The sequence below is a fragment of the Micromonospora sp. NPDC004704 genome (assembly GCF_053601675.1).
In genome coordinates this window covers 45,132-68,478 of sequence record NZ_JBSGCD010000017.1, presented here as the reverse complement: position 1 = coordinate 68,478, position 23,347 = coordinate 45,132, and the positions used below count along the sequence as shown (strand labels likewise).

Here is a 23,347-nt window from a genome sequence, read left to right as displayed (position 1 = left end):
CCTGCGCAAACATCTATTTCGTCGCAACATGCCACTTTCTTGGATGCGCTGTCCCGGTCCGTGTCAGTGGGTGGGTGGCGCCCGCGCGGGATCGGTGGGGAATGCGGCTGCGCCAGGGAGGTGTGCCACCGGCCGATAGACCCATGACGTTACGACTTGACGAACGGCATGTTATCGCTCACAGTCGATGGCTAGGGATGACGGCGCCTGTGGCTTACCGGGCAAGCCTGCTTCGTCGGACCTTGGATCAGGCATGCGCCAAGGGCAGGCATGCGGAGTTCTTGTTAACGCTGACATTTCTGGCGCATGCTCCCCGGCCCGTGTGCCGCGGGTGCTCATCTTCGGGTGGACCGTACGGCCCTTGGTCATTGAAGGAGGATCATGTCTGCATCAGGTAGGTCTGGATCGATCGCGCCGCCGTCGCGGCGGCGCGGGTGGTTGCCGCGGATCGTCGCCGCCGGCGTCACGGCGGTGGTGGTCGGTGTCGCCGCTGCTGCGGTGGTGTCGACGCCGGCGGCCGCGGCGACGGTCGACACGAGTGCGTGGTACGTGCTGATCAATCGCAACAGTGGTAAGGCGTTGGATGTGTACAACCTGGCCACGAACGACGGGGCGCGAATCACGCAGTGGGCCCGGAACGACGGCAACCAGCAGCAGTGGCAGTTCGTCGACTCGGGTGGCGGTTACTACCGGTTGAAGTCGCGGCTGTCGGGCAAGGTGCTGGACGTCTACAACTGGTCGACCGCCAACAGTGCCAGCATCGTGCAGTGGACCGACGCCAACGGGTCCAACCAGCAGTTCCGGCTGGCGGACTCGGCCGGCGGCTACGTCCGACTGATCAACCGAAACAGCAACAAGGTCGTGGAGGTGCAGGGCGCCTCGACCGCCGACGGCGGGAACATCGTGCAGTACGACGACTGGAACGGCAACAACCAGCAGTGGCAACTCGTACGCGTGGACGGCGGGGGCAACCCCACCACGCCTCCGACTACGCCACCCGGCACCTGCGCACTTCCCTCGACGTACCGCTGGACGTCGACGGGATCGCTGGCGAACCCGAGGTCGGGGTGGGTCTCGCTCAAGGACTTCACCACCGTCCCCTACAACGGCAGGCACCTCGTCTACGCGACGACACACGACACGGGAACGTCGTGGGGCTCGATGAACTTCGGCCTCTTCACGAACTGGTCCGACATGGCGTCGGCCAGCCAGAACGCGATGTCTTCCTCCACCGTTGCGCCCTCGCTCTTCTACTTCGCCCCGAGAAACATCTGGGTGCTTGCCTACCAGTGGGGTGGGACCGCATTCTCGTACCGGACGTCGAGCGATCCCACCAATGCGAACGGGTGGTCATCGCAGCAGGCTCTCTTCACCGGAAGCATCTCCGGCTCCGGCACGGGACCCATCGACCAGGCACTCATCGGTGACAGCACGAACATGTACCTGTTTTTCGCCGGGGACAACGGCAAGATCTACCGCGCCAGCATGCCCATCGGGAACTTCCCGGGCAATTTCGGCTCCACCTCGACGGTGATCATGAGCGACACGACAAACAACCTGTTCGAAGCCGTTCAGGTCTACAAGATCCAGGGCCAGAACCAATACCTCATGATCGTTGAGGCGATCGGCTCGCAGGGCCGCTACTTCCGCTCGTTCACTGCCACCAGCCTGGGTGGTTCGTGGACCCCGCAGGCCGCGACCGAGAGCAATCCCTTCGCCGGCAAGGCCAACAGCGGCGCCACCTGGACCAACGACATCAGCCACGGCGAGTTGATCCGCACCAACGCCGATCAGACCATGACCATCAATCCCTGCAATCTGCAGTTTCTCTACCAGGGGCGTTCCCCCAGCTCCGGCGGCGACTACGGCCTTCTGCCCTACCGGCCGGGTCTGCTGACACTGCAGCGCTAGTGGCATGACGCAGGTCCGGCTCGGGGTTCCTGACGTTCGCGGACAACGGTGTACGTCGAATCGGGCGCCCGTTCGCTGCTCACGATCAGGGCCGAGTGGAAATGGTCCGGGTGGACTTGGCGTAAGGCCGAGCCCACCCGGACCACCGGAGGCAGTCGTATCGAGGCTGAGCATCTGATGTTCGACGATGCGAACGCCAACTTCCCCAACGTCCCGGCATGCCGACGCCACCACCGGACGCCGGCACACATGACAGGGCACGCGCGTGCGTTCTGCTCGTGGGTGATCCCGATCGAAGGAGTGGACCATGAAGGTCATCGGTGAGGCTCGTCCCGCCTCTCCAGGTAGACGTCGCTGGCGGTCCGGGTTGGCCGCGGCGGCGGCCGCGGTCATGGCGGCAGGCACGTTCGTCGCGGTGGATGTTGCGCCCGCAGCGGCGGCAACCGTGGACACCAACGCCTGGTACGTCCTGGTGAACCGGAACAGCGGCAAGGCGTTGGACCTGTACGGTTCGGCCACCAACGACGGCGCGCGGATCAGTCAGTGGACGCGGAACGACGGTGCGAACCAGCAGTGGCAGTTCGTGGACTCGGGTGGCGGTTACTACCGGCTGAAGTCACGGCACTCGGGCAAGGTCCTCGACGTGCAGAACTGGTCGACCGCCGACGGCGGTGCGATCGCGCAGTGGTCCGACCTCAACGGGACGAACCAGCAGTTCCGGTTGGCCGACTCGGACGGCGGTCACGTCCGGTTGATCAGCCGGCACAGCGGCAAGGTCGTGGAGGTGCAGGGCGCCTCGACCGCCGACGGCGCGAACATCGTGCAGTACTCCGACTGGAACGGTGCGAACCAGCAGTGGCAACTCGCCCGAGTGGACGGTGGCAACCCGCCGTCGGGCGGCACCGGGTGCGGCAGGGCGCCGACCCTGTCCAGCGGTACGCACACGATTCAGAGCAACGGCAAGAGCCGCTCCTTCATCCTGCGGGTGCCCGCCAACTACAACAACAACAATCCCTACCGGCTGATCTTCGCTTTCCACTGGCGGGGCGGCACGATGCAGGAGATCTCCTCGGGTGGCACCAGCGGGACCGCCTGGTCGTACTACGGGCAGCAGGAGCAGTCGAACAACAGTGCGATCCTGGTCGCGCCACAGGGGCTCGGCAACGGCTGGGGCAATGCCGGCGGTGAGGACGTCACGTTCGTCGACGACATGATCAGGCGGATCGAGAGCGACCTCTGCGTTAACCCGAGGCAGCGGTTCGCCCTCGGCTTCAGCTGGGGCGGCGGCATGAGCTACGCCCTCGCCTGTGCGCGGGCCGATGTCTTCCGGGCCGTCGCGGTCATCTCCGGGGCGCAGATCAGCGGGTGCAGCGGCGGCACCCAGCCCATCGCGTACTTCGGGCTGCACGGCATCTCCGACAACGTCCTCAACATCTCCCAGGGGCGGTCGCTACGCGATACGTTCGTCCGGAACAACGGTTGTGCCGCGCAGAGCCCACGGGAGCCGGGAACGGGCAGCCGTACGCACATCACGACCGGCTACTCGGGGTGCAGGGCCGGCTACCCGGTGCAGTGGGCTGCGTTCGACAACGGTCACATGCCCGGGCCGGTGGACGGAACCTACGCCGAGAGCGGCATCACGACCTGGACCAAGGGTGAGATCTGGAGGTTCTTCGCCCAGTTCTCGTGACGCCGGTCGACGCCGTGGCCGACGCCGAAGTCGAGCGGCGGCGCCTGCTCCCGTACGCCGGGGTAGGCACCGCCGTCCGCCTTCGCGCGCCGACGATCCGTTGTGCGTCCGGTCAGCGTTGCAGGCGGACCGGCTCACCCGAACCGCTGCGCCGGACCAGCCAGGCCTCGGTGATGTGGGTGAACATCGCCTCGGCGGCACCGTTCGGGTCGTGAGCGGCGATGAACTCGTAGATGCGCCGATGTCCGCGGTTCGAGGCCACGCACAGGGCGCGTTCGGTCCGGCCCATGTAGCGGGCGGTGTTCATGACCTGACTTTCCAACGACCGTACGACACCGCGAGCGATGCGGTTCCCGGACGCCTGCATGACGGTGTCATGGAAGGTCCGGTCGTGCTCGTGGTACGTGACATGGTCGTCAACGAGCCCGTCCATCCGGTCCACCAGAGCGCGCAGCCGGTCGAGAGTCTCCTGGTCGGCGAGGCGGGCGGCGACGTTCGCCATGTCGGATTCCAGCACCCGCCGGGTGACGACGAGGTCGTCGAGTACGGCGAGACTGTCGTCCCCGACGATGGTGGCCGCGAGGACGAGTTCGTCGAGCATGTCCCAGTCCGACGGCGGGGTGACCATGGTGCCAGCCCCTTGGCGGACCTGCACCAGCCCCTTCTCCTGAAGGATCTTCACCGCCTCCCGGACGACGGTCCGGCTCACCGAGAAGGTCTCGCAGAGGACCGGCTCGGGGGGCAGGGACGTTCCGGAGGGGTGGACCCCGCGGACGATGCGCTCCACCAACTCGGCGGTGACCGCCCTGGCGAGGTTGGCCGGTCGGCGTACCCATGCCGGGGTCGCCGTTGCATTCACGGCTTTCTCCTGCGGTGGCGTCATGTCCCCCTCCGAATGAATCGCCGTGGCACGACGTCCGTGGTCAGTGTACGACCGACTATTGACGTCACACGTCATACGGGTTACGTTCCGGTCAATGATGGCGCGACGGGCGCGTCCGTCGGCTACCCCACTCTCAGAGGTGACAGCGATGAAACAGCGAGCAATGTGGTCGGCCGTCCTCGTTGCGGGGCTGGCGTTGGCCGGCTGTGGGAGTGCCGCCGATTCGGGCTCGTCCTCGGGCGGATCGGACGGCAAGCTGGTGGTGTGGGATTGGAAGTCCGGCGAGGCGTTCGCCGCGTCCTACCTCAAAGAGGCGAAGGCCGACTTCGCGAAGAAGCACCCGGATGTCAAGGTCGAGTTCGTCGCGCAGCCGTTCGACCAGTACTACACGCTGCTCGGTGCGGCGATCCAGTCCGGCAAGGGCCCGGACGTCATCCTGTTCAACGGCGGAGGCCAGATCCGTGACCGGACGGACTCGCTGGTGCCGCTGGACGAGTACGTGGCCGACGACAAGCAACGGCTGGCCGGGTGGGACGCGTTCACCAAGGACGGCAAGATCTACGCGGGCCCGGTGACGCTGCAGGGTCACCCCATCTACTACAACAAGGCGATCTACGAGAGGGCCGGGCTCGACCCGGCGAGCCCGGCCACGACGTGGAACGAGTTCGTCGCCGACTGCGCCGCCATCGCCAAGGCCGGCGCCAAGTGCTTCGCCCTCGGCAACAAGGAGGGCGCCGGCATTCAGTTCTGGCTCTCGGGCCTGGCGTCGGGCATCCTCACCGCTCAGGAGTACGACGACTGGATCGCCGGGAAGCGCGACTGGAACTCCGCCAACGTCAAGCGGGTCTTCCAACTCTGGAAGGAGGCCGGCGACGCGGGACTGAACAACGACGGGGCCAACTCGACCGCGATGTTCAACGACTCCTTCGCCCTCTTCCAGTCGGGCAAGGCGGCCCACGTCATCGGGCTGATGTCGGACGTGGGGCACTGGAAGGACTTCAACGAGTTCCTGACGGCCGACAAACTCGGTGTGATGGACGCTCCGGTAGTCACCGCCGGGACCACCCCGAGCCTCGCCTACGACGGGGGTATCGGCTACGGGGTCGCCAAATGGACGAAGGACCCGAAGGTGGCCGCCGACCTTGTGCGATCCCTGACCTCGACCGATGCGCTGAAGGCCTTCTACGCCGACGCCGGGGCGATCGCCGCCGACACCACGATCGACGTGTCGCAGGGCGGCCCGGCTGTTGCCACGATCGTCTCCGAGCTCAAGGGCGGCAAGCCCGCCCTGCATGTGGCGCTGTCCTCGAAGACCCTGGACCTGATGGGGCGGCTCTCCCAGCAACTGCTCAGCGGTTCGATCACCGTCGACGAGGTGGTGAAGCAACTGGCCGCTTCCGACCAGGCGGGCTGAACTCGTGCCGATCGGAAATGCACACCCGTCGGTCCGTCCGGCTCAAACCGGACGGACCGAGCGGGCGGTGGCTGGATCATCGGCTGAGCGGGACGGTGCCCGCACCCGGCGCGCCGGTCGTGGCTCGCGCGCCGAGCGCCTTGCGCCCTACGTCCTGGTCGCCCCGGCCGTCCTGATAATCGTGGCGCTGCGGCTCTATCCGTTGCTCCTCGGAGTCAACTTCTCCTTCACCGGCGACGGCGAGCAGAACGGGCGGGCGGTAGGTTTCGACAACTACCGCGAGCTGCTCGGGGATCCGCTGTTCCAGACCGCGCTGGGCAACGTCGGGCTGCTGGTGCTGCTGCTCCCGGTGGCGGTGGCGATCCCCGGGCTGCTTGCGACATTCATCTACCTGAGGGTGCCCGGCCACCGGTTCTACCGCAGCGTCTACTTCTTTCCCGCGGTGCTCTCCCCGGTCATCGTCGGCGCGATCTTCAACCTGCTGCTCGCCTTCGACGGTCCCCTCAACGCCGTACTCGAGGCGGTCGGGGTCGGTCCGGTGGACTGGCTGGGCGACCCGGACCTTGCGATGTTCATGGTGGTCGGGGTGTACATCTGGGCCACCTTCGGAATGAGCCTGGTGGTGTTCCTCGCCGGGTTCGCGACCCTGGACGCCGCGCTCTTGGACGCGGCCCGGGTGGACGGGGCGTCACTACCCCGGGTCGTCTGGCACGTGATCATCCCGAGCCTCACGCGCACCATTCAGTTCGTCTTCGTGACCACGATGATCGGGATGCTGACCTCCATGTTCGGGCTGCTGTTCGTCATGACCAGCGGTGGCCCGGAGGGATCGACGTACCTGCCGGAGTACTACATCTGGATCCAACAGGGCCAGATGAACCGGCCGGCCCTCGCGTCGGCCGCATCGACGGTTCTCTTCGTCATCATGCTCGTCGTGGGGATGCTGCAGATCAAACTGCTCGAGCGAGCGGGAAGGGACAAGTGATGTCTCGCCTCCGTCTGGGCCGTTGGGCGGTGGCCATCCCGATGTCGCTGCTCGCGCTGGCGACGATCTACCCCCTGCTGTTCACCGCCAACGTCGCGATGAAGACGCGGCGTGACTACATCCTCGACCGGTTCTCGCTGACCGATGCCCTGCGCTGGGAGAACATCGGCACGGCGTGGAACAGCGTCGGCCTGGGCCGCTACTTCGCCAACTCCCTGCTCGTCGTGACGTCGTCGGTAGTCCTGCTGCTGCTGCTCGGGTCGATGGCCGGCTTCGCCCTGAGCCAGTTGCGCTTCCGTGGTTCGTCGGTGCTGTTCCTGGGCTGCCTCGCGGGACTGTTCGTTCCGTTTCAGGTGATCATGGTGCCGCTCGCCCGGATCATGGCCGACACCGCGCTCATCGACACGTACCCCGGGCTGGTCCTCGTCTACGTCGCCCAGTTCCTGCCCTTCACCGTCTTCCTGATGACGAGCTACTACCGGGGCATTCCGCCGGAGATCATTGACGCGGCCAGGATCGACGGCAACAGCGTGTACGGCGTGTACCGCCGGATCATGCTGCCGTTGGGGACCCCGGCGCTGCTGTCGGTCGGCATCCTCAACGCCCTGTTCTGCTGGAACGACGTCCTCATGTCGCTGGTGATGATGCCCTCGGCCGACCACCGGACACTGATGGTGGGTGTCACCGCGTTGCGGGGGCAGTACTCCGACGACATTCCCACCTTCGCCTCAGGTGTGCTGATCGCCGCGATACCCGTTCTGGTCGTCTACCTCTTCCTCCAGCGCCAAATCGCCGACGGCGTCGCCGCCGGTTCCACGAAGGGTTGACATGCGGATCACCGGATATCGGACATTATCCACTGTCCAGGAATGGGGACGGCCCGTCGGCGACGCCAACGGCGTGTTCGCCGACGGGGTGGTCCCGGTGCCGATCGTCATCGTCGAGACCGACGCGGGTATTTCCGGGGTCGGACTCGGACCGCACGTCGAGATCGAGCGTATTTTCGCGGCCATCGACGGCGAAGACCCCCGCGCGGTGACAACCCTCTACGACCGCATGCTGCGGCACACCTTCAAGGCCGGGCACGCGGGTCCGGTGTTCGGCACCATCGGCGCGCTCGACACCGCCCTGTGGGACATCAAGGCGCAGGCCGCCGGCGAGCCGCTGTGGCGGCTGCTGGGCGGACGCGATCGGCGGGTCCCCGCCTACGCTTCCGGCCTGGACATCGGGCTGACCGACGACGAACTCGTCTCGACCTACGAGGTCTACGCCCGGCACGGCCTACGGGCCGCCAAGCTCAAGGGCGGCCTGGACATCGAGCGCGACCGGCACCGCCTCTGCCTGGTCAGGGAGGTTCTGACCGAGGCCGGGCACGGACTGCGGCCGGGCCTGATGCTCGACGTGAACGAGGCATGGACCCGCAAGCAGGCCGTACGGCACGTCTGCGAACTCGAACGCACCCTCGACCTCATCTGGATCGAGGAGCCCGTCCGGCGCTGGGACGCGGAGGGACTCGCCACGGTCGGCCGAGGAATTCGCGCCTCGGTCGCCACCGGAGAGAACCTCACCGGGCTCGAACAGTACCGCCCGCTGATCGCCGCCGGCGCGGTCGACATCGTCCAGATGGCCGCCGTATGGGGGGTCACCCACTTCCTGCGGGCGTCCGCCCTGGCGCACGCCCACGACCTGCCGGTCAGCCCGATCGGCAACAGCCCGGTCGGACTGCTGCACGCCGCGACCTCGGTGCCGAATCACCTGACCAGCGAGCTACAGGACCTGCGTCCACCGGCCGGCGTCTCCATCGACCTCCACGTCGAGGACGGGGCCTTCGTCCTCGGAGACTCGCCGGGACTGGGCGTCCTGGTCGACGAGGACCGGATCCGGGAGGCCACCCGCCGCCCGCAGACGCAGACGACCGAGGGCCCCAACGTCCGGCCGGAGCGAGCCGGACGACGGCTGCTCGCCGGGGTCGACGGGATCGCGCCCGTACGCCAGGTTCCCGTCGTGCCGCTGAATTCCCACAACGCGGTGTCGCCTACCGCGCACCACTGACCTGGACACGGCTACCCGGACTCGTCCGGCGGGGCCGCCCGGGTCCGGACGCGGGCCCGGGGTCCGCCCGGTCGGCTCCGGTACCGGGGTGCCGGTTTCAGCGCGAGCTACCGACAGACCAAGGGGATCGTGGGTGCACCGCCACGGTGGTGCACCCACGACCATGCCCGGTCGGGACGACCGACGTACCGACCGCCGAGACGGAGGATCGATGAAGGCAGTCGTCTACCGGGGTGCGCGGCGCCTCGGGATCGAGGAACGTGAGCCGGAACCACCGGGTCGCGGCCAGGTGCGGATCGCGGTGGCCTACACCGGCATCTGCGGCACCGACCTGCACATTTACCACGGGGACATGGACGCCCGGGTCGGCCCCTCGGCGATCATCGGGCACGAGATGTCCGGGCGGATCGCGGCTGTCGGCGAGGACGCCACCGGTTGGACGGTCGGACAGGCCGTGACGGTGATGCCAACCCGGTCGTGCGGACGATGCGCGGCCTGCCGGCACGGGAACTCCCACGTCTGCCACGCCATGGACTTTCTCGGCATCGACTCGCCAGGCGCCATGCAGTCCTTCTGGAACGTGCCGGCGGAACTGGTCCTGCCGCTGCCCGAGGAACTGCCGCTCGACCACGCGGCGCTCGTCGAACCGGTCGCGGTCGCGGTGCACGACGTACGGCGGGGAAAGGTGACCGCCGACGACCTGGTGGTCGTGGTCGGCGGCGGGCCGATAGGGGTTCTCATCGCCGCCGTCGCGCAGGGCCGCGGCGCGCAGGTGCTCCTCGTCGAGCCGGACCCGTTCCGGCGCGCGGTCGCCGAAAAAATCGGGATCGATGTCGTCGACCCGGGTACGACCGATGTCGTGGCGTTGGTGAACGACCGCACCGAGGGCGCGGGTGCCGACGTCGCCTTCGAGGTGTCCGGCTCCGCCGCCGGGGTCGCCACGGCGGTTGACGTCCTGACCACTCGCGGCCGACTGGTGATGGTCGCGATTCACCCTCAACCTCGGGAGGTCAACCTGCACCGGTTCTTCTGGCGGGAGTTGGAGTTGCTCGGTGCCCGCCTGTACCAGCGCGACGACATGGCGGAGGCGATCCGTTTGGTCGCCTCCGGCGCGATCCCGGTGCGACAGCTCATCTCCCGGGTCGAACCCGTCGAGGCGGTCGCCGCCGCGTTCACGGCCCTGGAGGGTGGCGGCGTCATGAAGGTGCTGCTCGACCTGCGGGAGGGCAACCGGTGATGACCCTGTTCGACCTGTCCGGGCGGACCGCCGTCGTGACCGGTGCCCGGCGCGGAATCGGTCTTGCCATGGCCGAGGCCCTGGCCCTTGCCGGTGCCGACGTCGTCGGCGTCTCCGCTCAGATGGAAGCGCACGGAAGCGAGGTGGAACGCCGGGTCCGGGCGGCCGGCAGCCGGTTCACCGCGCTGCGGGCCGATCTCGCCGACCGGGCGGCCGTGCACCGGTTGGCCCGCGACCTCACCGCGCTCGGGCCGATCGACATCCTGGTGAACAACGGCGGCACGATTGCCCGTACCCCGGCCGCCGACCACCCGGACGAGATGTGGGACCACGTGATCGAGGTGAACCTGAGCAGCCAGTTCGTGCTGAGCCGGGAGATCGGCAGGGCGATGGTCGAGCGTGGCCGAGGAAAGATCATTTTCACCGCGTCGCTGCTGAGCTTCCAGGGCGGCATCACCGTTCCCGGCTACGCCGCGTCGAAGTCGGGAGTGGCCGGGCTCACCAAGGCGTTGGCGAACGAGTGGGCGGCCAGCGGGGTCAACGTCAACGCAATCGCCCCCGGCTACATCGCCACCGACAACACCCAGGCGCTGCGCGACGACCCCGACCGGGAACGGGCGATCCTCGCCCGGATTCCGGCGGCCCGCTGGGGCCGCGCCGACGATCTCGGCGGAGCCACGGTGTTTCTGGCGTCGGCGGCATCGGACTACGTCAACGGAGTCTTGCTGCCCGTCGACGGCGGCTGGCTCGGCCGATGACGAGCGAGCAGTGGGCACCGAAACGCCGCCCGGCGGTGCGCCGCACCGAACCGGGCTTCGGCGCGTCCGGCCACACCTGTCCGGGGCGGGTCAGCTCCGCCCGCACTCGTCTCGGTTGACGGCGACGTCCCGGTCGGGACCGGCTCCGTTTCGTCGGACGCCGGTCCCGACCGGACCGTCACTGGCTGCCGCGGTAGCCGTGGTTGCTCAGGCCAGGCTGAACCGCCACTGCTGGTTGGTGGACCCGAGGCAGTTCCACTGCAACAGCCGGGCGCCGTCGCTGGTGGCGGCGCTGGCGACATCCACGCAGAGCCCGCTCGGCGCGCTCGTCAGGGTGTACACCCCGGCGGTCCCCGTCGTCCCGGCGGTGAATTTCTGCTGGTTGCTGTTGTTGCAGGTGGCCTGCTGGAGGAAGGCCCCCGCCGTGGTGGAGCCGCCGGTCACCTCGACGCACTTGCCGCTGTGGACCGCCTTCAGGTAGATCGCACCACTGCCGGCGTCGACGGCCTGCCACTTCTGGTTGTTGCCGCCGGTGGCCGCCCACTGGTGGAGCTGGGCGCCGTCGGCGGTGGACACGCCGCTGACGTCCATCAGCTTGCCGCTGTGCAACGCGGTGAGCGTCCAGGTCCGGCCCGCCACGCCGCCGGTGTTGGGCACGCCGACGCCGGCGCCGCCGAACGTGTGCGAGTCGAGGTCGAACCAGTTGCTCGCGCTGCTCTTGAACACCAGGTAGAGCGTCTGGGTTCCGGCGAGGGCGGCAACGTTCACCGGTGCCGTGGACTGATAGTTGTCCCATCCACCGGTGCTGGGCACCGGTGTGGTGGCCAGTAGGGTGCCGGTCGGCGAGCCGGCGCGCAGTTCGATCGATCCGCCACCGGAGGGCGACGACAGCCGGTAGCTGACGTTCGTGATGCCCGACAGGCTCATCGGGGTGAACGCCACCCAGTCGTTGTTGGAGATGTCCCCGACGCGCTTGCCGCTCTCCGCGCCGGCCTGGTCGACAATCCGGGTGCCGGACTGGCTGCTGTAGTACTCGGCCTGCTTGTGCTTGGGCTGGAGAATCGCCTGTCCGTAGCCGGTGAGCGGAGCCGCGCCACCCGCGCCGCCGTTGTCGGTGTACTTCGCGTTCAGCACGTAGAACAGGTTTGCGCCGTCGGGATGTCCACCGAGCAGGTCGGTGGAGATGGTGCCCGAGCAGCCCGGGTATTCCGTGGTTTCGTGCGCGTGGTCGTCGTGCCCGAGCGCCGGGTTGAGGACCACCTTGGCGCAGTCGATCGGGTCGCCGCCTGGGTCGGAGACACTGATTTGGTACGAGACCCGGTCACCGAAGGTGAGCATGCCGCCGTTCGACGGGGTGGTGATGGTGACCACCGGTGCGGTGTTGCCGACGGTGATCTGGACGTTGGCGAAGCCGGTCTTGCCGGTGTTGTCGGTGACTTTCAACTGCGCCGCATAGTTGCCGTTGGTGGTGTAGACGTGTGACGGGTTGGCCGCCGTCGAGGTGGTGCCGTCGCCGAACGTCCACTGGTAGGTGAGCGTGTTGCCGGGGTCCGGATCGGCCGTACCGGCACTGCTGAACTGTACATTGAGCGGTGCATTGCCGCTGGTGGGCGTACCGGTGGCCTTGGCGACCGGCGACCGTCCGCCCTGGACGTAGTCGATCCGGTAGAGCCCGGAATCGCTGTTTCCACCGCCGAAGTTGGTGCCCCACTCCAGCAGGTAGAGCGAGCCGTCCCGGCCGAACTCCATGTCCATCGGCTTGTTGAACCTCGCCGTCGGCAGGAACGGGTTGGTGCGGGTCACCGCCGTGGCGGAGTCGAAGTGCACCTCCTTGACGTAGCTGCGCGACCACTCGTAGAAGAAGTGGACGCCGTCGTAGTACGGCGGAAACTTGGTTGCGGACGGGTTAGCCGGGTCGTACCGGTAGACCGGTCCGCCCATCGGGCCGGAACCGCCGGATCCGAGCTCCGGGAAGGTCGGCGAGGTGCCGTAGCCGTACCACAGGTTGGGCGCGACGACTGGCCGCAGGCTGGTCAGCCCGGTGTTGTTGGGCGAGTTGTTGACCGGTGCGGAGCAGTTGAACTTGGCGCCGACGACGCCGGTGTCCGGGTTGAACGGCGCGTAGGGCTGGTTGTCGCCGTGGCAGAACGGCCAGCCATAGTTACCCGCCGACTTGATCACGTTGAGCTCGACGAGCCCCTCGGGGCCGCGATTGGTGGTCGGTGGGTTCCGGTCGGGGCCGTAGTCGGCCAGGTAGACCCAGCCGTTGGCCGGGTCGATCGAGAAGCGGAACGGGTTGCGAAAGCCCATCGCGTAGATTTCCGGTCGGGTCTGTGCCGTTCCCTGCGCGTAGAGGTTGCCCGTCGGGATGGTGTAGCCGCCGCTGGTCGAGGGCCTGATGCGCAGCAGCTTGCCGCGCAGGTCGTTGGTGTTGCCGGCGGTCCGGGCGGCGTCGAGATTGGCCTTGCCCGACCGCCAGTCCAGCGGCGCGTAGCCCTGCCAGTTGGGGTCGAGGTTCGGCGGCGTGTCGTCCCCGGTGCCGATGTAGAGGTTTCCGTCGGGACCGAATTCGAGGTATCCGCCGGTGTGGCCGGGTTCCGGGAACGTGCGGTCACGGTACGCCGGGATGTCGATGATCCGGACCTCGCTGGACAGGTTGAGCGTGTCGCCGGTGAGCGTGTAACGGGAGACGCGGTTGACGTCGGTCGTGCTGCTCGACGGCGAGTGGTACAGGTACACGTGACCGTTGGTGGCGAAGTTCGGGTCGAGCGCCATCCCGGTGAGGCCGTCCTCGCCGCCGGTGTAGACGCTGAGCGTGCCCGCGGTGACGGTGGTGTTCGTGCCGGGTTTGAAGATCTTGACCTGCCCGCCCCGCTGGACGTAGAGGACGCGCCCGTCCGGTGCCACGGCCAGGGACATCGGGTCGACGGTGTTGTCGTCGAGGGCACGCTTCTCGAAGTTGCCCCAGACGGTGCCGCCGCAGTCGCCGGCCTCGTTGCCGGCCGCCCACTTGACTCCACCCAGGACGTGGTTGCGGAAGTACGTCTCGCTGTACGACTCGGCGGCGTGCCCCATGGCGGTGGTCCAGACCCGGCCGGAGGCGACGTTGCGGCACCAGGAGATCGGATGGTCCGGCCCCATCGCCCGTGAGCCCGGGTTGTACGTCCGCTCGTCGGCGGTCACCAGGACGTGGACGTCGCCGCGGGGGTTGCGGTCGAAGTTGTACCACTCCTCGCTGCGGTTCCAGCGGTCCGGCAGGCCGGCCGTGGACGGGTGCTTCTTGTCGGCGACGATGGCGGTGCCGGGCAGCACGCCGGGGGAGTGTTCCGGCATGTGCGCGCCGGCGTTCACGGTCTGGTCCCACCACGGGTACTCGGATTCGATGCCCATGTCCGTGGCGTTGTGGATGGCGACGATTCCCTTACCGCTGGCGAGGAAACCCTCCACCGCCTGGCGTTGGGCCGCTGAGGTCCACACCATGCCCGAGGTCTGGAACATGATGAGGACGTCGAAGGTGGCGAGGTTGGCCGCGGTGAAGACGTTCGAGTCCTCGCTGTGTACCAACTCGAAGTTGTTCGCGGTCGCCTGTTGCTGGAACATCGAGACCCCGGCGGGGATCGAGTCGTGTCGGTAGCCGGTGGTCTTGGTGAACAGCAGGGCTCGGAAGGCCGGGGCCGCCGATGCCGGTTGGACGAGCGCGAGCGCGAGTAACAGGCCCGCGATCAACCCGATGATCAATGTCTTGCGACGCATGCCGTCTCCTAATGTGGGCGGGCAACGGGATTGCGACCACGGGCCCCACGGCATGTCAGGTTGTGCCTGGACGCGCGAGGGGGCACGAGTGTGCCGGTTGGTCGTCGTGCCGTCCGCCGCAACGGCAGTCAGCCCCTGCAGGACGTCACACAGCGTGGCATGGGCTGTGTTCTCGTCCCGTGGTCTGTGAGGTCAGGATGCGCTAGGCATCGATGGGTGTCAATGGCCTGATCAAATGTCCCGGTTCTCCTCCGGAGGCCGGGCGAAGGCGCCCGGCTTTCTCGGTTGGCGCCGCCGCCGGTCCGGTGACGGGCCTGGTGATCGGCTCGAGTCGAGGATTGCGGACCCGCATCCAAACATCTATCTTCATACGTGTGATGTTTCGGCCGTGTCAAGGCAATGTTTGCAACACGAGCACGTAAGCCTGTGTGGCGATCTGCGGAAGCTCGTCGTCCAGCGCCCCGAACGGCTTCGGGGCGGTGCGCGGATCTCGTCGGTGACTACTTTCTGTGAGGGTTCTCGGGATGTCAGATCCACGTCCGGCGCCGCTGCTCGCCCTGCGCGGCATCGGCAAGTCCTTCCTCGGGGTACGCGTCCTCGACGGTGTCGACCTGGAGGTCGCGCCGGGCGAGGTCCACGCCGTCGTCGGTGAGAACGGCGCGGGGAAGTCCACCCTCATGAAGATCGTCTCGGGCGGGTACGTCCCGGACGAGGGCACCGTCGAGTTCGCGGGCGTTCCGCGCGCGTTCCGCGGCCCACGCGACGCGCAGCGGGCCGGCATCGGCATCATCCACCAGGAGTTCAACCTCCTGCCGGAGCGCACCGTCGCGGAGAACGTCTACCTTGGGCACGAGCCGGTACGGCGTGGCCTGGTCGACCGCCGGGAGATGCTCAGCCGCACCACTCAGCTGCTTGCCTCGATCGGCGAGACCGCGTTGCCGGCCGACGCCCGTGTGGGGCGCCTCGGTGTCGCGCAGCAGCAGGTGGTCGAGATCGCCAAGGCACTCGCGCTCGACGCGCGGCTGCTCATCATGGACGAACCGACCGCGGCGCTGGCCGACCACGAGGTCGAACTGCTCTACCGGCTGGTACGCCGGCTCCAGGAGCGCGACATCGGCCTGCTGTACGTCTCACACCGGCTCACCGAGGTCTTCGACCTGTCCGGCCGGATCACGGTCCTGAAGGACGGTCGCCGGGTGACCACCTTGCACACCCCGGACACCAACGCCGACGAGCTGGTGCGGCACATGGTCGGCCGGGAGCTGTCCAGTTACTACCCGGACCGGGCCAGCCCCGACGACCTCGGTCAGGTCCGACTCACCGTCCGCGGCGGGGGAAACGGGAAGTTGCGCGGCGTGGACCTGGACCTGCGCGCGGGGGAGGTGCTGGGCGTCGGCGGCCTCCAGGGCTCCGGGCGATCGGCGCTGGCCCGTGCGCTCTTCGGCGTATCCCCGTTCACGACCGGCGAGATCACGCTCGGCGGCAAGCCGGTCCGGCTGCGCTCGCCGCGCGCCGCCATGCTGGCCGGCGTCGCCTACGTCACCGAGGACCGCAAGGGCGAAGGCATCGTCGCCCGACAGTCGGTGCTCGACAACGCGCTGCTCGCCAGCCGGGCCGTCTTCGCGGCTCGGTCCGGCCGCGCCGCCCGGACCGTTCGGGTCCGTGAACTGCTCGCCGCGGTGGAGGTCCGCGCCGCCGGCGACGACCAGGAGATCCGCTTCCTGTCCGGCGGCAACCAGCAGAAGGTCGTGCTGGCCCGATGGCTCGCGATCAACCCGCTGATCCTGCTGTTCGACGAGCCGACCCGGGGCATCGACGTGGGCGCGAAGTCGGCCATCCACGACCTCGTCCGCCGCCTCGCCCACGATGGCGCGGCCATTCTGATGATCTCGTCCGACCTGCCGGAGCTGCTGGGGATGAGCGACCGGATCGTCGTCATGCGCGACGGCGGCATCGCGGGCGAGGTGCCCGCCGGTGCGACCGAGGAGGACGTCGTCGCCCTGGCGGTCGGGACCGTACGGGAGGCGGCCGCGTGAGCGTCCTGTCGCTCCTGCCGGCCCGACGCCCCGTACCGGGCGTGTTCGTGGCCCTGACCCTCACTCTCGCGATCGGGTGGCTGGTCGTCCTGATCGATGGCGGTCAACTGTTCAACCAGTCGACGACGGTGAGTCTGCTGCATGTCGCCGCCGGGCTGGGGCTCGTCGCCGTCGGCCAGACCCTGGTCATCCTCGGTGGCTCGCTCGACCTCTCCGTGGCGTACGTGATCAGCCTGAGCACCCTCGTCGCGGCCGAGACCATGAACGGCAGCGACGGAGCGATGCTGCCGGCGATCGGCCTGGCACTCACCCTCAGCGCCGGCATCGGCCTGCTCAACGGCCTGCTCGTCACCAAGGTGCGGATAAACGCCTTCATCGCGACCCTCGGCGTCGGCCTGCTGCTCAAGGGATACCTCGACAGCGGCTACGACGGTCCGGCCGGCACCACCTCACCCACACTCGTGCAGACCCTCGGCTACCAGCGCGTCGGACCGGTGCCGCTGTCCTTCCTGTTGCTGCTCGTCGTCACCGGGGCAGCGTGGTTCGCGCTCTCACGGACCCGGTTCGGCCACCACCTGGTCGCCGTCGGCGGCGACCAGGAGGTCGCTCGGCTCTCCGGCGTCCGCAACGACCGGGTTCTCGTCACCGCCCACGTGCTCTGCTCGCTCTGCGCCGGGCTGGCCGGCATCTACCTCGCCAGCCGGCTCGGCTCGGGGGCACCCCGGGTGGGCACCGAGGGCCTCTACGACCTGGAGTCGATCGCCGCGGTGGTGCTCGGCGGGACCGCCCTCGCCGGCGGGCGCGGCGGCGTCATCGGCACAGTCGGCGGAGTTCTGCTGCTCGCCAGTATCGACGCCATCTTCAACCAGCTTGAGGTGGACGCCTTCTTCAAACAGGTGGTCAGGGGCGCCATCATCATCGCCGCGGTCGCCGTCTACGCCCGCCGGGCCTCGCGAAAGGCGGCGTCATAGCCATGCAGATCGCCCAACGCAGTCCGCTGCCGCTGCGACTCCTGCGGGTACGCCCCGGCGGCGTCCTGCCGATCCTCGCGATTCTCGCGGTGCTGCTGGTCCTCCTCGCCGTCCGGCAGCCCGACTTCTTCGCCCCACCGTCGCTGATGTCCTTCCTCGGCCGTTGCGCGCCGGTCATCCTGCTCGCCGCCGGTCAGTACTTCGTGATCGTCTCCGGCGAGTTCGACCTCTCGGTCGGTTCCCTGGTCACCGCCCAGGTTGTCGTCGCCGCCCGGCTGATCGACGGCGATCCGTCGCGGACGTGGCCGGTGGTGCTGGTGCTGCTCGTCGGCGGCGCGCTCGTCGGGCTGGTCAACGGCCTGATCACGACGCGACTGCGGGTGCCGTCGTTCATCACCACCCTCGGCATGTTCCTGATCCTCGTCGGCGCGGTCTACCTCTGGTCCGACGGCGCACCGAAGGGCGGCTTCTCCGAGGAGTTCCGTCAGTTCGGCCGGCGCTCGATCGAGGACGTCCCGGTGCTCGGACGTCTCCCGTACGCCCTGGTTGTCCTGGTGGTCCTCGCGGCGCTGGCGGCGCTGCTGATGCGGTCGGACTTCGGCCGGACGCTGGTCGCCGTGGGCGACAACCCGCGCACCGCCGAGCTGAGCGGGGTACGCGTCTGGCGTACCCGGACGATCGCCTTCGTCCTCAGCGGAGTCGCGGCAGCGGTGGCGGCGATCCTGCTGGGTGGCTACAGCGGCGTGTCGTTCCAGGCCGGCGCCGGCCTGGAGTTCGGTGCGATCACCGCCGTCGTCCTCGGCGGCGTCGCGCTGGGCGGGGGGCGCGGCTCGGTCGTCGGAGCGATGCTCGGTGCGCTGACCCTCGAACTCCTGTTCACCCTCATGAATTTCTACGGCGTCTCCGGCGCCCTCAGGTCGACCGTCCAGGGCGCGATCATCCTGCTCGCCGTGGCGGTCTCGGCAACACGATCTTCGTTGAGATAAGGGGAATCATGGTACGACGTTCCATGGCGGCGCTGGCGGCCGTCACTCTGCTGTCCCTCGCCGGCTGTGCCACCGACGAGCCGACCGCGGGCCCCTCGGGCAGCGCCTCCGCCGCCGGGTCGGGCACCGGGGACCAGTCGAAGTTCTTCGTGGAGGCCGACCACCAAGCCGAGCTCTCGCTGCTGGACGCCGCCCCGACCGGGCCGGCCGACAAGCCGTGGGAACAGGTGCTCAACCCCACGATGGTGGACACCGCGAAGTTCAAGAAGAACGGCCCGTACAAGATCTGCTTCTCCAACGCGGCGCTCAACAATCCCTGGCGACAGGTCGGATTCAAGACCATGCAGGCCGAGGTCGAGGCGCAGCGCAGCCGCATCAAGGAGTTCGTGCACGTCGACGCCGAGGGCAAGGACCAGAAGCAGATCGCGGACATCAACGACCTGCTCGGCAAGAGTTGCGACGCACTCATCGTCTCGCCGAACACCACCGCCACCCTCACCCCGGCCGTCGAGGCGGCCTGCCGGGCGGGCCTGCCGGTTGTCGTGTTCGACCGTGGTGTCAACACGAAGTGCCCGGTGACGTTCATCAACCCGATCGGAGGCTACGGCTTCGGTCACGTCGGAGCCGAGTTCGTCAGCCAGCGGATGAAGCCCGGTGGCAAGGTGCTCGCCCTGCGGATCCTGCCCGGTGTCGACGTCCTGGAGACCCGCTGGTCCGCGGCGAAGGTGGTGTTCGACAAGGCGAAGGTCGACGTCGTCGGGGTCGAGTTCACCGACGGGGACCCGGCCAAGACCAAGAAGATCGTCAACGACTACATCCAGCGGTACGGCACGATCGACGGCGTCTGGATGGACGCGGGGGCGGTCGCCGTCGCTGCCGTCGAGGCGTTCCAGGACGCGGGCAAGCCCGTGCCGCCGATCAACGGCGAGGACCAGCTCGACTTCCTGAAGATGTGGAAGGACAAGAAACTCACCGCGATCGCCCCGACCTACCCGACCTACCAGTGGCGCACCCCGATCATCGCCGCACTGCGCATTCTCGACGGCTCCGAGGTGTCCAGCCCGTGGAAGCTGCCCCAGCCGACCATCACCGAAGACAACCTGGACCGGTACCTCGATCCGAGCATGCCGCCGCTGCACTACGCCATGTGCGGCTGCACCGACCTGCCCGGCTACCCGCAGCGCTGGAAGTAGGTTCCGGTGTACGCCATCGGCGTCAACCCCTGGGTGTGGACCTCGCCGGTCGACGACGAGGCTCTCGCCGAGCTGATCCCACGGATCGCCTCGTTCGGCTTCGACGCGGTCGAACTGCCGATCGAGCAGCCCGGCGACTGGGACCCGGTCCGCACCCGGGACCTGTTGGCGGCGTACGGCCTCGTCGCGGCCGGCGTCTGCGCGGTCACCCCGCCCGGTCGGGACCTGGTGGACGCGGCGCCGGCCGTCGTGGAGTCGACCGTGGCGTACCTGATGGATTGCGTGGCGAGCGCGGCGGCCGTTGGCGCACCGTGCGTCGGCGGTCCGGTGTACGCCGCGGTCGGCCGCACCTGGCGGATGTCGCCGACGACTCGCGCGGCCTGCTACGCGGACTTCCGGCGGGCCTTGTCGCCGGTGGCCGAGCAGGCCGGCGAGTGGGGTGTGAGCCTCGGTGTCGAGGCACTGAACCGTTACGAGACGAGCGTCGTCAACACCATCGAGCAGACGATCGAACTGATCGACGGTCTGCCTCCCAACGTCGGCATCATGATCGATACATATCACATGAACATCGAGGAGGCCGATCCCTACGAGGCACTCGCCGTCGCCGGACGGCACATCAAGCACGTCCAGGTCAGCGGGACCGACCGGGGCGCCCCCGGGCGGGACCACTTCGACTGGCCCCGATTCTTCGACACCCTGCGAACCACCGGTTATCAGGGCGCGGTCTGCATCGAGTCGTTCACGGCGGAGAACGAGACCATCGCCACCGCCGCGTCGATCTGGCGTCCGCTGGCCGTATCGCAGGACCGTCTCGCCCTGGACGGCCTGCACCACCTGCGGAAGGCCATGAGATGACCGGTGGCCGTGCAGGAAACCGTCCGCAGTGGGTCGCTGCGCGGGAGCGGCGGTCCGCTGGTCCATGTTGTTAGCGCTAACGCGATCACCGCGTCACCGAGCCCCGCCGCGTTGAGGCGGTTCCACCACCACCCCTCCCAGGTCAGGAGACCGTCCCGTGTCCCTACCCCTTGTCCGCCGGCTGCTGGCCGGCGCCGCCGCCACGGCGATGACCGCCCTGGTCGCCGTGACCGCCTCGGCGTCCCCGGCCCTGGCGGTCACCACCACCCTCTATGCGTCCCCCTCCGGCACCGGCACCGGTTGCTCCGCCTCCCAGCCGTGTTCGCTCACCGCCGCACAGGCTGCGGTACGGGCACGCAACAGCACGATGTCCGGTGACATCGTCGTGGAACTGGCCGACGGGGTGTACCGGCTCACGACGCCGCTGCGACTGACGGCGGCAGACTCCGGCAACAACGGCTACCAGGTGATCTGGCAAGCGGCCGCCTCGGCCCGTCCGACGATCAGCGGCGCGCGGGCGGTCACCGGTTGGTCGCTCGTCGACTCGGGGAAGAACATCTGGCGGGCCAACGTGGGAGCCGGGCTCGACACCCGCCAGCTCTACGTCAACGGCGCCGTCGCCACCCGGGCGCGTACCGCCGTCAACCGGGCCGACTTCAGTTTCACCACGACCGGCATGCGGTTCAGCAACAGCGCGCTGAACTACCTCAACAACCTCGGCAACCAGAACCGGGTCGAGGTCGAGAGCGTGGGCTCGTTCACCGACCGGTACTCGCCGGTGCAGAGCATCAGCGGCAACTTCCTCACGATGCAGCAGCCCGCCTGGAACAACAACACCTTCGGCTTCGACACCCTGTCCAGCCCGCACCGGGCGGGCCCGTTCTACCTGACCAACGCGTACGAGTTCCTCGACTCGCCGGGGGAGTGGTATCTCAACCCCGGCACCGGCGCGCTCAACTACATCCCGCTCGCCGGGCAGAACATGGCCACCGTCAACGTGGAACTGCCGCAGTTGCAGTCCCTGGTCAACGTCGGCGGCACCTACGACGCGCCCGCGCACCACATCGCGTTGCGCGGCATCACCTTCACCGGCACCAGTTGGCTCGGGCCCAGCAGCAACCAGGGCTTCGCCGACCAGCAGACAGGCGCCCACATCATCGGCACCTGGGCCCGCCCGTCCGACGCCCTGACCTCCTGCCAGGCCGGCTGCCCCCAGTTCGAGGCCACCCGGCCGAACTGGTACCAGATGCCCGCCGCCGTGCAGGTCTCCGCCGCCAACACCGTCACGTTCAGCGACTCCCAGTTCGTCAACCTGGGACAGACGGCGATCGGCATCGGCAACGACGCCAACGCCCACGCCAGCGGCGTCGGCCTGGGCGCCAGCAACATCACGGTCACCCGCTCCGAGATCGCCCGCAACTCGGCCGGCGGCATCGTGGTCGGCGGCGTACGAGCCGACGCGCATCACCCCGGTGACCAGCGGATGGTCAACCGGGACATCACCATCAGCAACAACCGGGTCCACGACCTCGGCCTGGAGTACCGGGGCGTCGTGTCGATCCTGACCACCTACGTCAACACCGCCACCATCTCCCACAACGAGGTCTACAACATGCCGTACACCGGCCTCTCGGTCGGGTACGGCTGGGGCGCCAACGACGCCGGCGGCAGTCAGCACTACGCCAACCGTGGCCTGTACAACTACCAGCCGCGCTACACGACACCCACCACCGCGTCCAACAACCGGGTCATCGGCAACTACGTGCACGACGTCATGCAGCAGATGACCGACGGAGGGTGCATCTACACCCTTTCGGCGAACCCGAACGGGGCCATCGACGAGAACTACTGCCTGCGGACCAACGGCTGGTTCGGGCTCTACTTCGACGAGGGCTCCCGCTACTACAGCGCCCGCAACAACGTTCTCTCCTCCACCGGTACCTGGGCCACCGCCAATTACTGGTACGCGGAGAACATGGGCAACTTCACCGTCACCAACAACTGGTCGACCAACGGCAGCACCAACGTGACCAACGGCGATCGCGGCAACGTCGTTTCCGGCAACCTCACGGTCACCAACGGCAACTGGCCGTCGGGCGCCCAGGCGGTGATCACCGCGGCCGGTGTCCAGAACGGCGGCACCAACCCGCAGAACGTGCAGATCGTGGGGGGCCAGTCGGGCCGCTGCGCCGAGATTGGCGGGTCCAGCACGACCAACGGCACCCAGGCCCAGCTCTGGGACTGCACCAGTGGTACCAACCAGCGCTGGACCCAGACCGCCGGTCGGCAGCTCATGGTCTACGGCACCAAGTGCCTGGACGCCTCCGGCCAGGGCACCACCAACGGCACCACGGTGGTGATCTGGGACTGTAACGGCCAGGCCAACCAGCAGTGGAACATCAACGCCAACGGCACGATCACGGGCGAGCAGTCGGGCCTCTGCCTGGATGCGACCGGCGCCGCGACGGCAAACGGTACGAAGCTCGTCCTCTGGTCCTGCAACGGTGGCACGAACCAGCAGTGGCGGCTGCGCAGTTGAGTGGTGGGCGCCCGTACCGCCCTGCGCCGCAGGAGGTACGGGCGCCCGATCGCCCTCGTTCGGAGGGTCGACATCCGTGGG

General features: G+C 68.3%; 16 protein-coding genes. 14 read left to right on the top strand and 2 right to left on the bottom strand.

The features are described 5' to 3' along the window. Window positions 1-381 precede the first annotated feature (381 nt). Entirely contained in the window at window positions 382-1,911 is a 1,530-nt protein-coding gene (locus tag ACWEFB_RS22780) for a non-reducing end alpha-L-arabinofuranosidase family hydrolase (protein ID WP_452288368.1), read from the top strand. A 307-nt stretch (window positions 1,912-2,218) separates the two neighbouring features. Further along, a complete protein-coding gene (locus ACWEFB_RS22775; RefSeq protein ID WP_452288366.1) occupies window positions 2,219-3,601 on the top strand; it encodes an RICIN domain-containing protein in 1,383 nt (460 codons plus the stop codon). A gap of 112 nt (window positions 3,602-3,713) precedes the next feature. Here ACWEFB_RS22775 and ACWEFB_RS22770 read toward each other — a convergent pair whose 3' ends face one another. Continuing rightward, window positions 3,714-4,460 carry a FadR/GntR family transcriptional regulator gene (locus tag ACWEFB_RS22770; protein ID WP_452288364.1) on the bottom strand — a complete coding sequence of 249 codons (747 nt, stop codon included), beginning with the start codon at window positions 4,458-4,460 and terminating at the stop codon, window positions 3,714-3,716. Between the two features lie 172 nt (window positions 4,461-4,632). Between ACWEFB_RS22770 and ACWEFB_RS22765 the strand changes: the two genes are divergently transcribed. The 6 genes from ACWEFB_RS22765 to ACWEFB_RS22740 all read left to right on the top strand — a co-directional run bounded on the left by ACWEFB_RS22765 (window position 4,633) and on the right by ACWEFB_RS22740 (window position 10,930). Beyond that, window positions 4,633-5,898 carry an ABC transporter substrate-binding protein gene (locus ACWEFB_RS22765; protein WP_452288362.1) on the top strand — a complete coding sequence of 422 codons (1,266 nt, stop codon included), beginning with the start codon at window positions 4,633-4,635 and terminating at the stop codon, window positions 5,896-5,898. Between the two features lie 67 nt (window positions 5,899-5,965). Beyond that, a complete protein-coding gene (locus tag ACWEFB_RS22760; protein WP_452288360.1) occupies window positions 5,966-6,883 on the top strand; it encodes a carbohydrate ABC transporter permease in 918 nt (305 codons plus the stop codon). After that, window positions 6,883-7,710, top strand: a complete 828-nt coding sequence (locus ACWEFB_RS22755; RefSeq protein WP_452288358.1) for a carbohydrate ABC transporter permease — start codon at window positions 6,883-6,885, stop codon at window positions 7,708-7,710. Before ACWEFB_RS22760 ends, ACWEFB_RS22755 begins: the two co-directional genes overlap by 1 nt. Window position 7,711: 1 nt before the next feature. Beyond that, window positions 7,712-8,935: a mandelate racemase/muconate lactonizing enzyme family protein gene (locus tag ACWEFB_RS22750; protein ID WP_452288356.1), complete on the top strand. Its 1,224-nt coding sequence runs from the start codon at window positions 7,712-7,714 to the stop codon at window positions 8,933-8,935. Between the two features lie 211 nt (window positions 8,936-9,146). Further along, complete coding sequence (locus tag ACWEFB_RS22745) at window positions 9,147-10,172, top strand: zinc-dependent alcohol dehydrogenase (RefSeq protein WP_452288354.1); 1,026 nt, start codon at window positions 9,147-9,149, stop codon at window positions 10,170-10,172. Continuing rightward, window positions 10,172-10,930 (top strand): SDR family NAD(P)-dependent oxidoreductase, encoded by a 759-nt coding sequence (locus ACWEFB_RS22740; protein ID WP_452288352.1) that lies wholly within the window; start codon window positions 10,172-10,174, stop codon window positions 10,928-10,930. Before ACWEFB_RS22745 ends, ACWEFB_RS22740 begins: the two co-directional genes overlap by 1 nt. A gap of 207 nt (window positions 10,931-11,137) precedes the next feature. On the opposite strand, the gene ACWEFB_RS22735 is transcribed toward ACWEFB_RS22740, so the two are convergent. Then, on the bottom strand, window positions 11,138-14,683 hold the full coding sequence (locus tag ACWEFB_RS22735) for a ThuA domain-containing protein (RefSeq protein ID WP_452288350.1): 3,546 nt from the start codon (window positions 14,681-14,683) through the stop codon (window positions 11,138-11,140). 524 nt (window positions 14,684-15,207) lie between these two features. Between ACWEFB_RS22735 and ACWEFB_RS22730 the strand changes: the two genes are divergently transcribed. From ACWEFB_RS22730 to ACWEFB_RS22705, 6 genes are all read left to right on the top strand, one after another. Continuing rightward, window positions 15,208-16,719, top strand: a complete 1,512-nt coding sequence (locus ACWEFB_RS22730) for a sugar ABC transporter ATP-binding protein (RefSeq protein ID WP_452288348.1) — start codon at window positions 15,208-15,210, stop codon at window positions 16,717-16,719. Continuing rightward, the gene (locus ACWEFB_RS22725; RefSeq protein ID WP_326559336.1) at window positions 16,716-17,690 is read left to right on the top strand and encodes an ABC transporter permease; all 975 of its coding nucleotides are present in this window, start codon (window positions 16,716-16,718) and stop codon (window positions 17,688-17,690) included. Before ACWEFB_RS22730 ends, ACWEFB_RS22725 begins: the two co-directional genes overlap by 4 nt. A gap of 2 nt (window positions 17,691-17,692) precedes the next feature. Continuing rightward, window positions 17,693-18,676, top strand: coding sequence for an ABC transporter permease (locus ACWEFB_RS22720; protein ID WP_452288345.1), 984 nt, complete (start codon window positions 17,693-17,695; stop codon window positions 18,674-18,676). 8 nt (window positions 18,677-18,684) lie between these two features. Then, a complete protein-coding gene (locus tag ACWEFB_RS22715) occupies window positions 18,685-19,869 on the top strand; it encodes a substrate-binding domain-containing protein (RefSeq protein WP_452288343.1) in 1,185 nt (394 codons plus the stop codon). Window positions 19,870-19,875: 6 nt separating this feature from the next. Beyond that, window positions 19,876-20,727 carry a sugar phosphate isomerase/epimerase family protein gene (locus tag ACWEFB_RS22710; RefSeq protein WP_452288341.1) on the top strand — a complete coding sequence of 284 codons (852 nt, stop codon included), beginning with the start codon at window positions 19,876-19,878 and terminating at the stop codon, window positions 20,725-20,727. Window positions 20,728-20,884: 157 nt separating this feature from the next. Then, window positions 20,885-23,266 carry a ricin-type beta-trefoil lectin domain protein gene (locus tag ACWEFB_RS22705; protein ID WP_452288339.1) on the top strand — a complete coding sequence of 794 codons (2,382 nt, stop codon included), beginning with the start codon at window positions 20,885-20,887 and terminating at the stop codon, window positions 23,264-23,266. Window positions 23,267-23,347 lie beyond the last annotated feature (81 nt).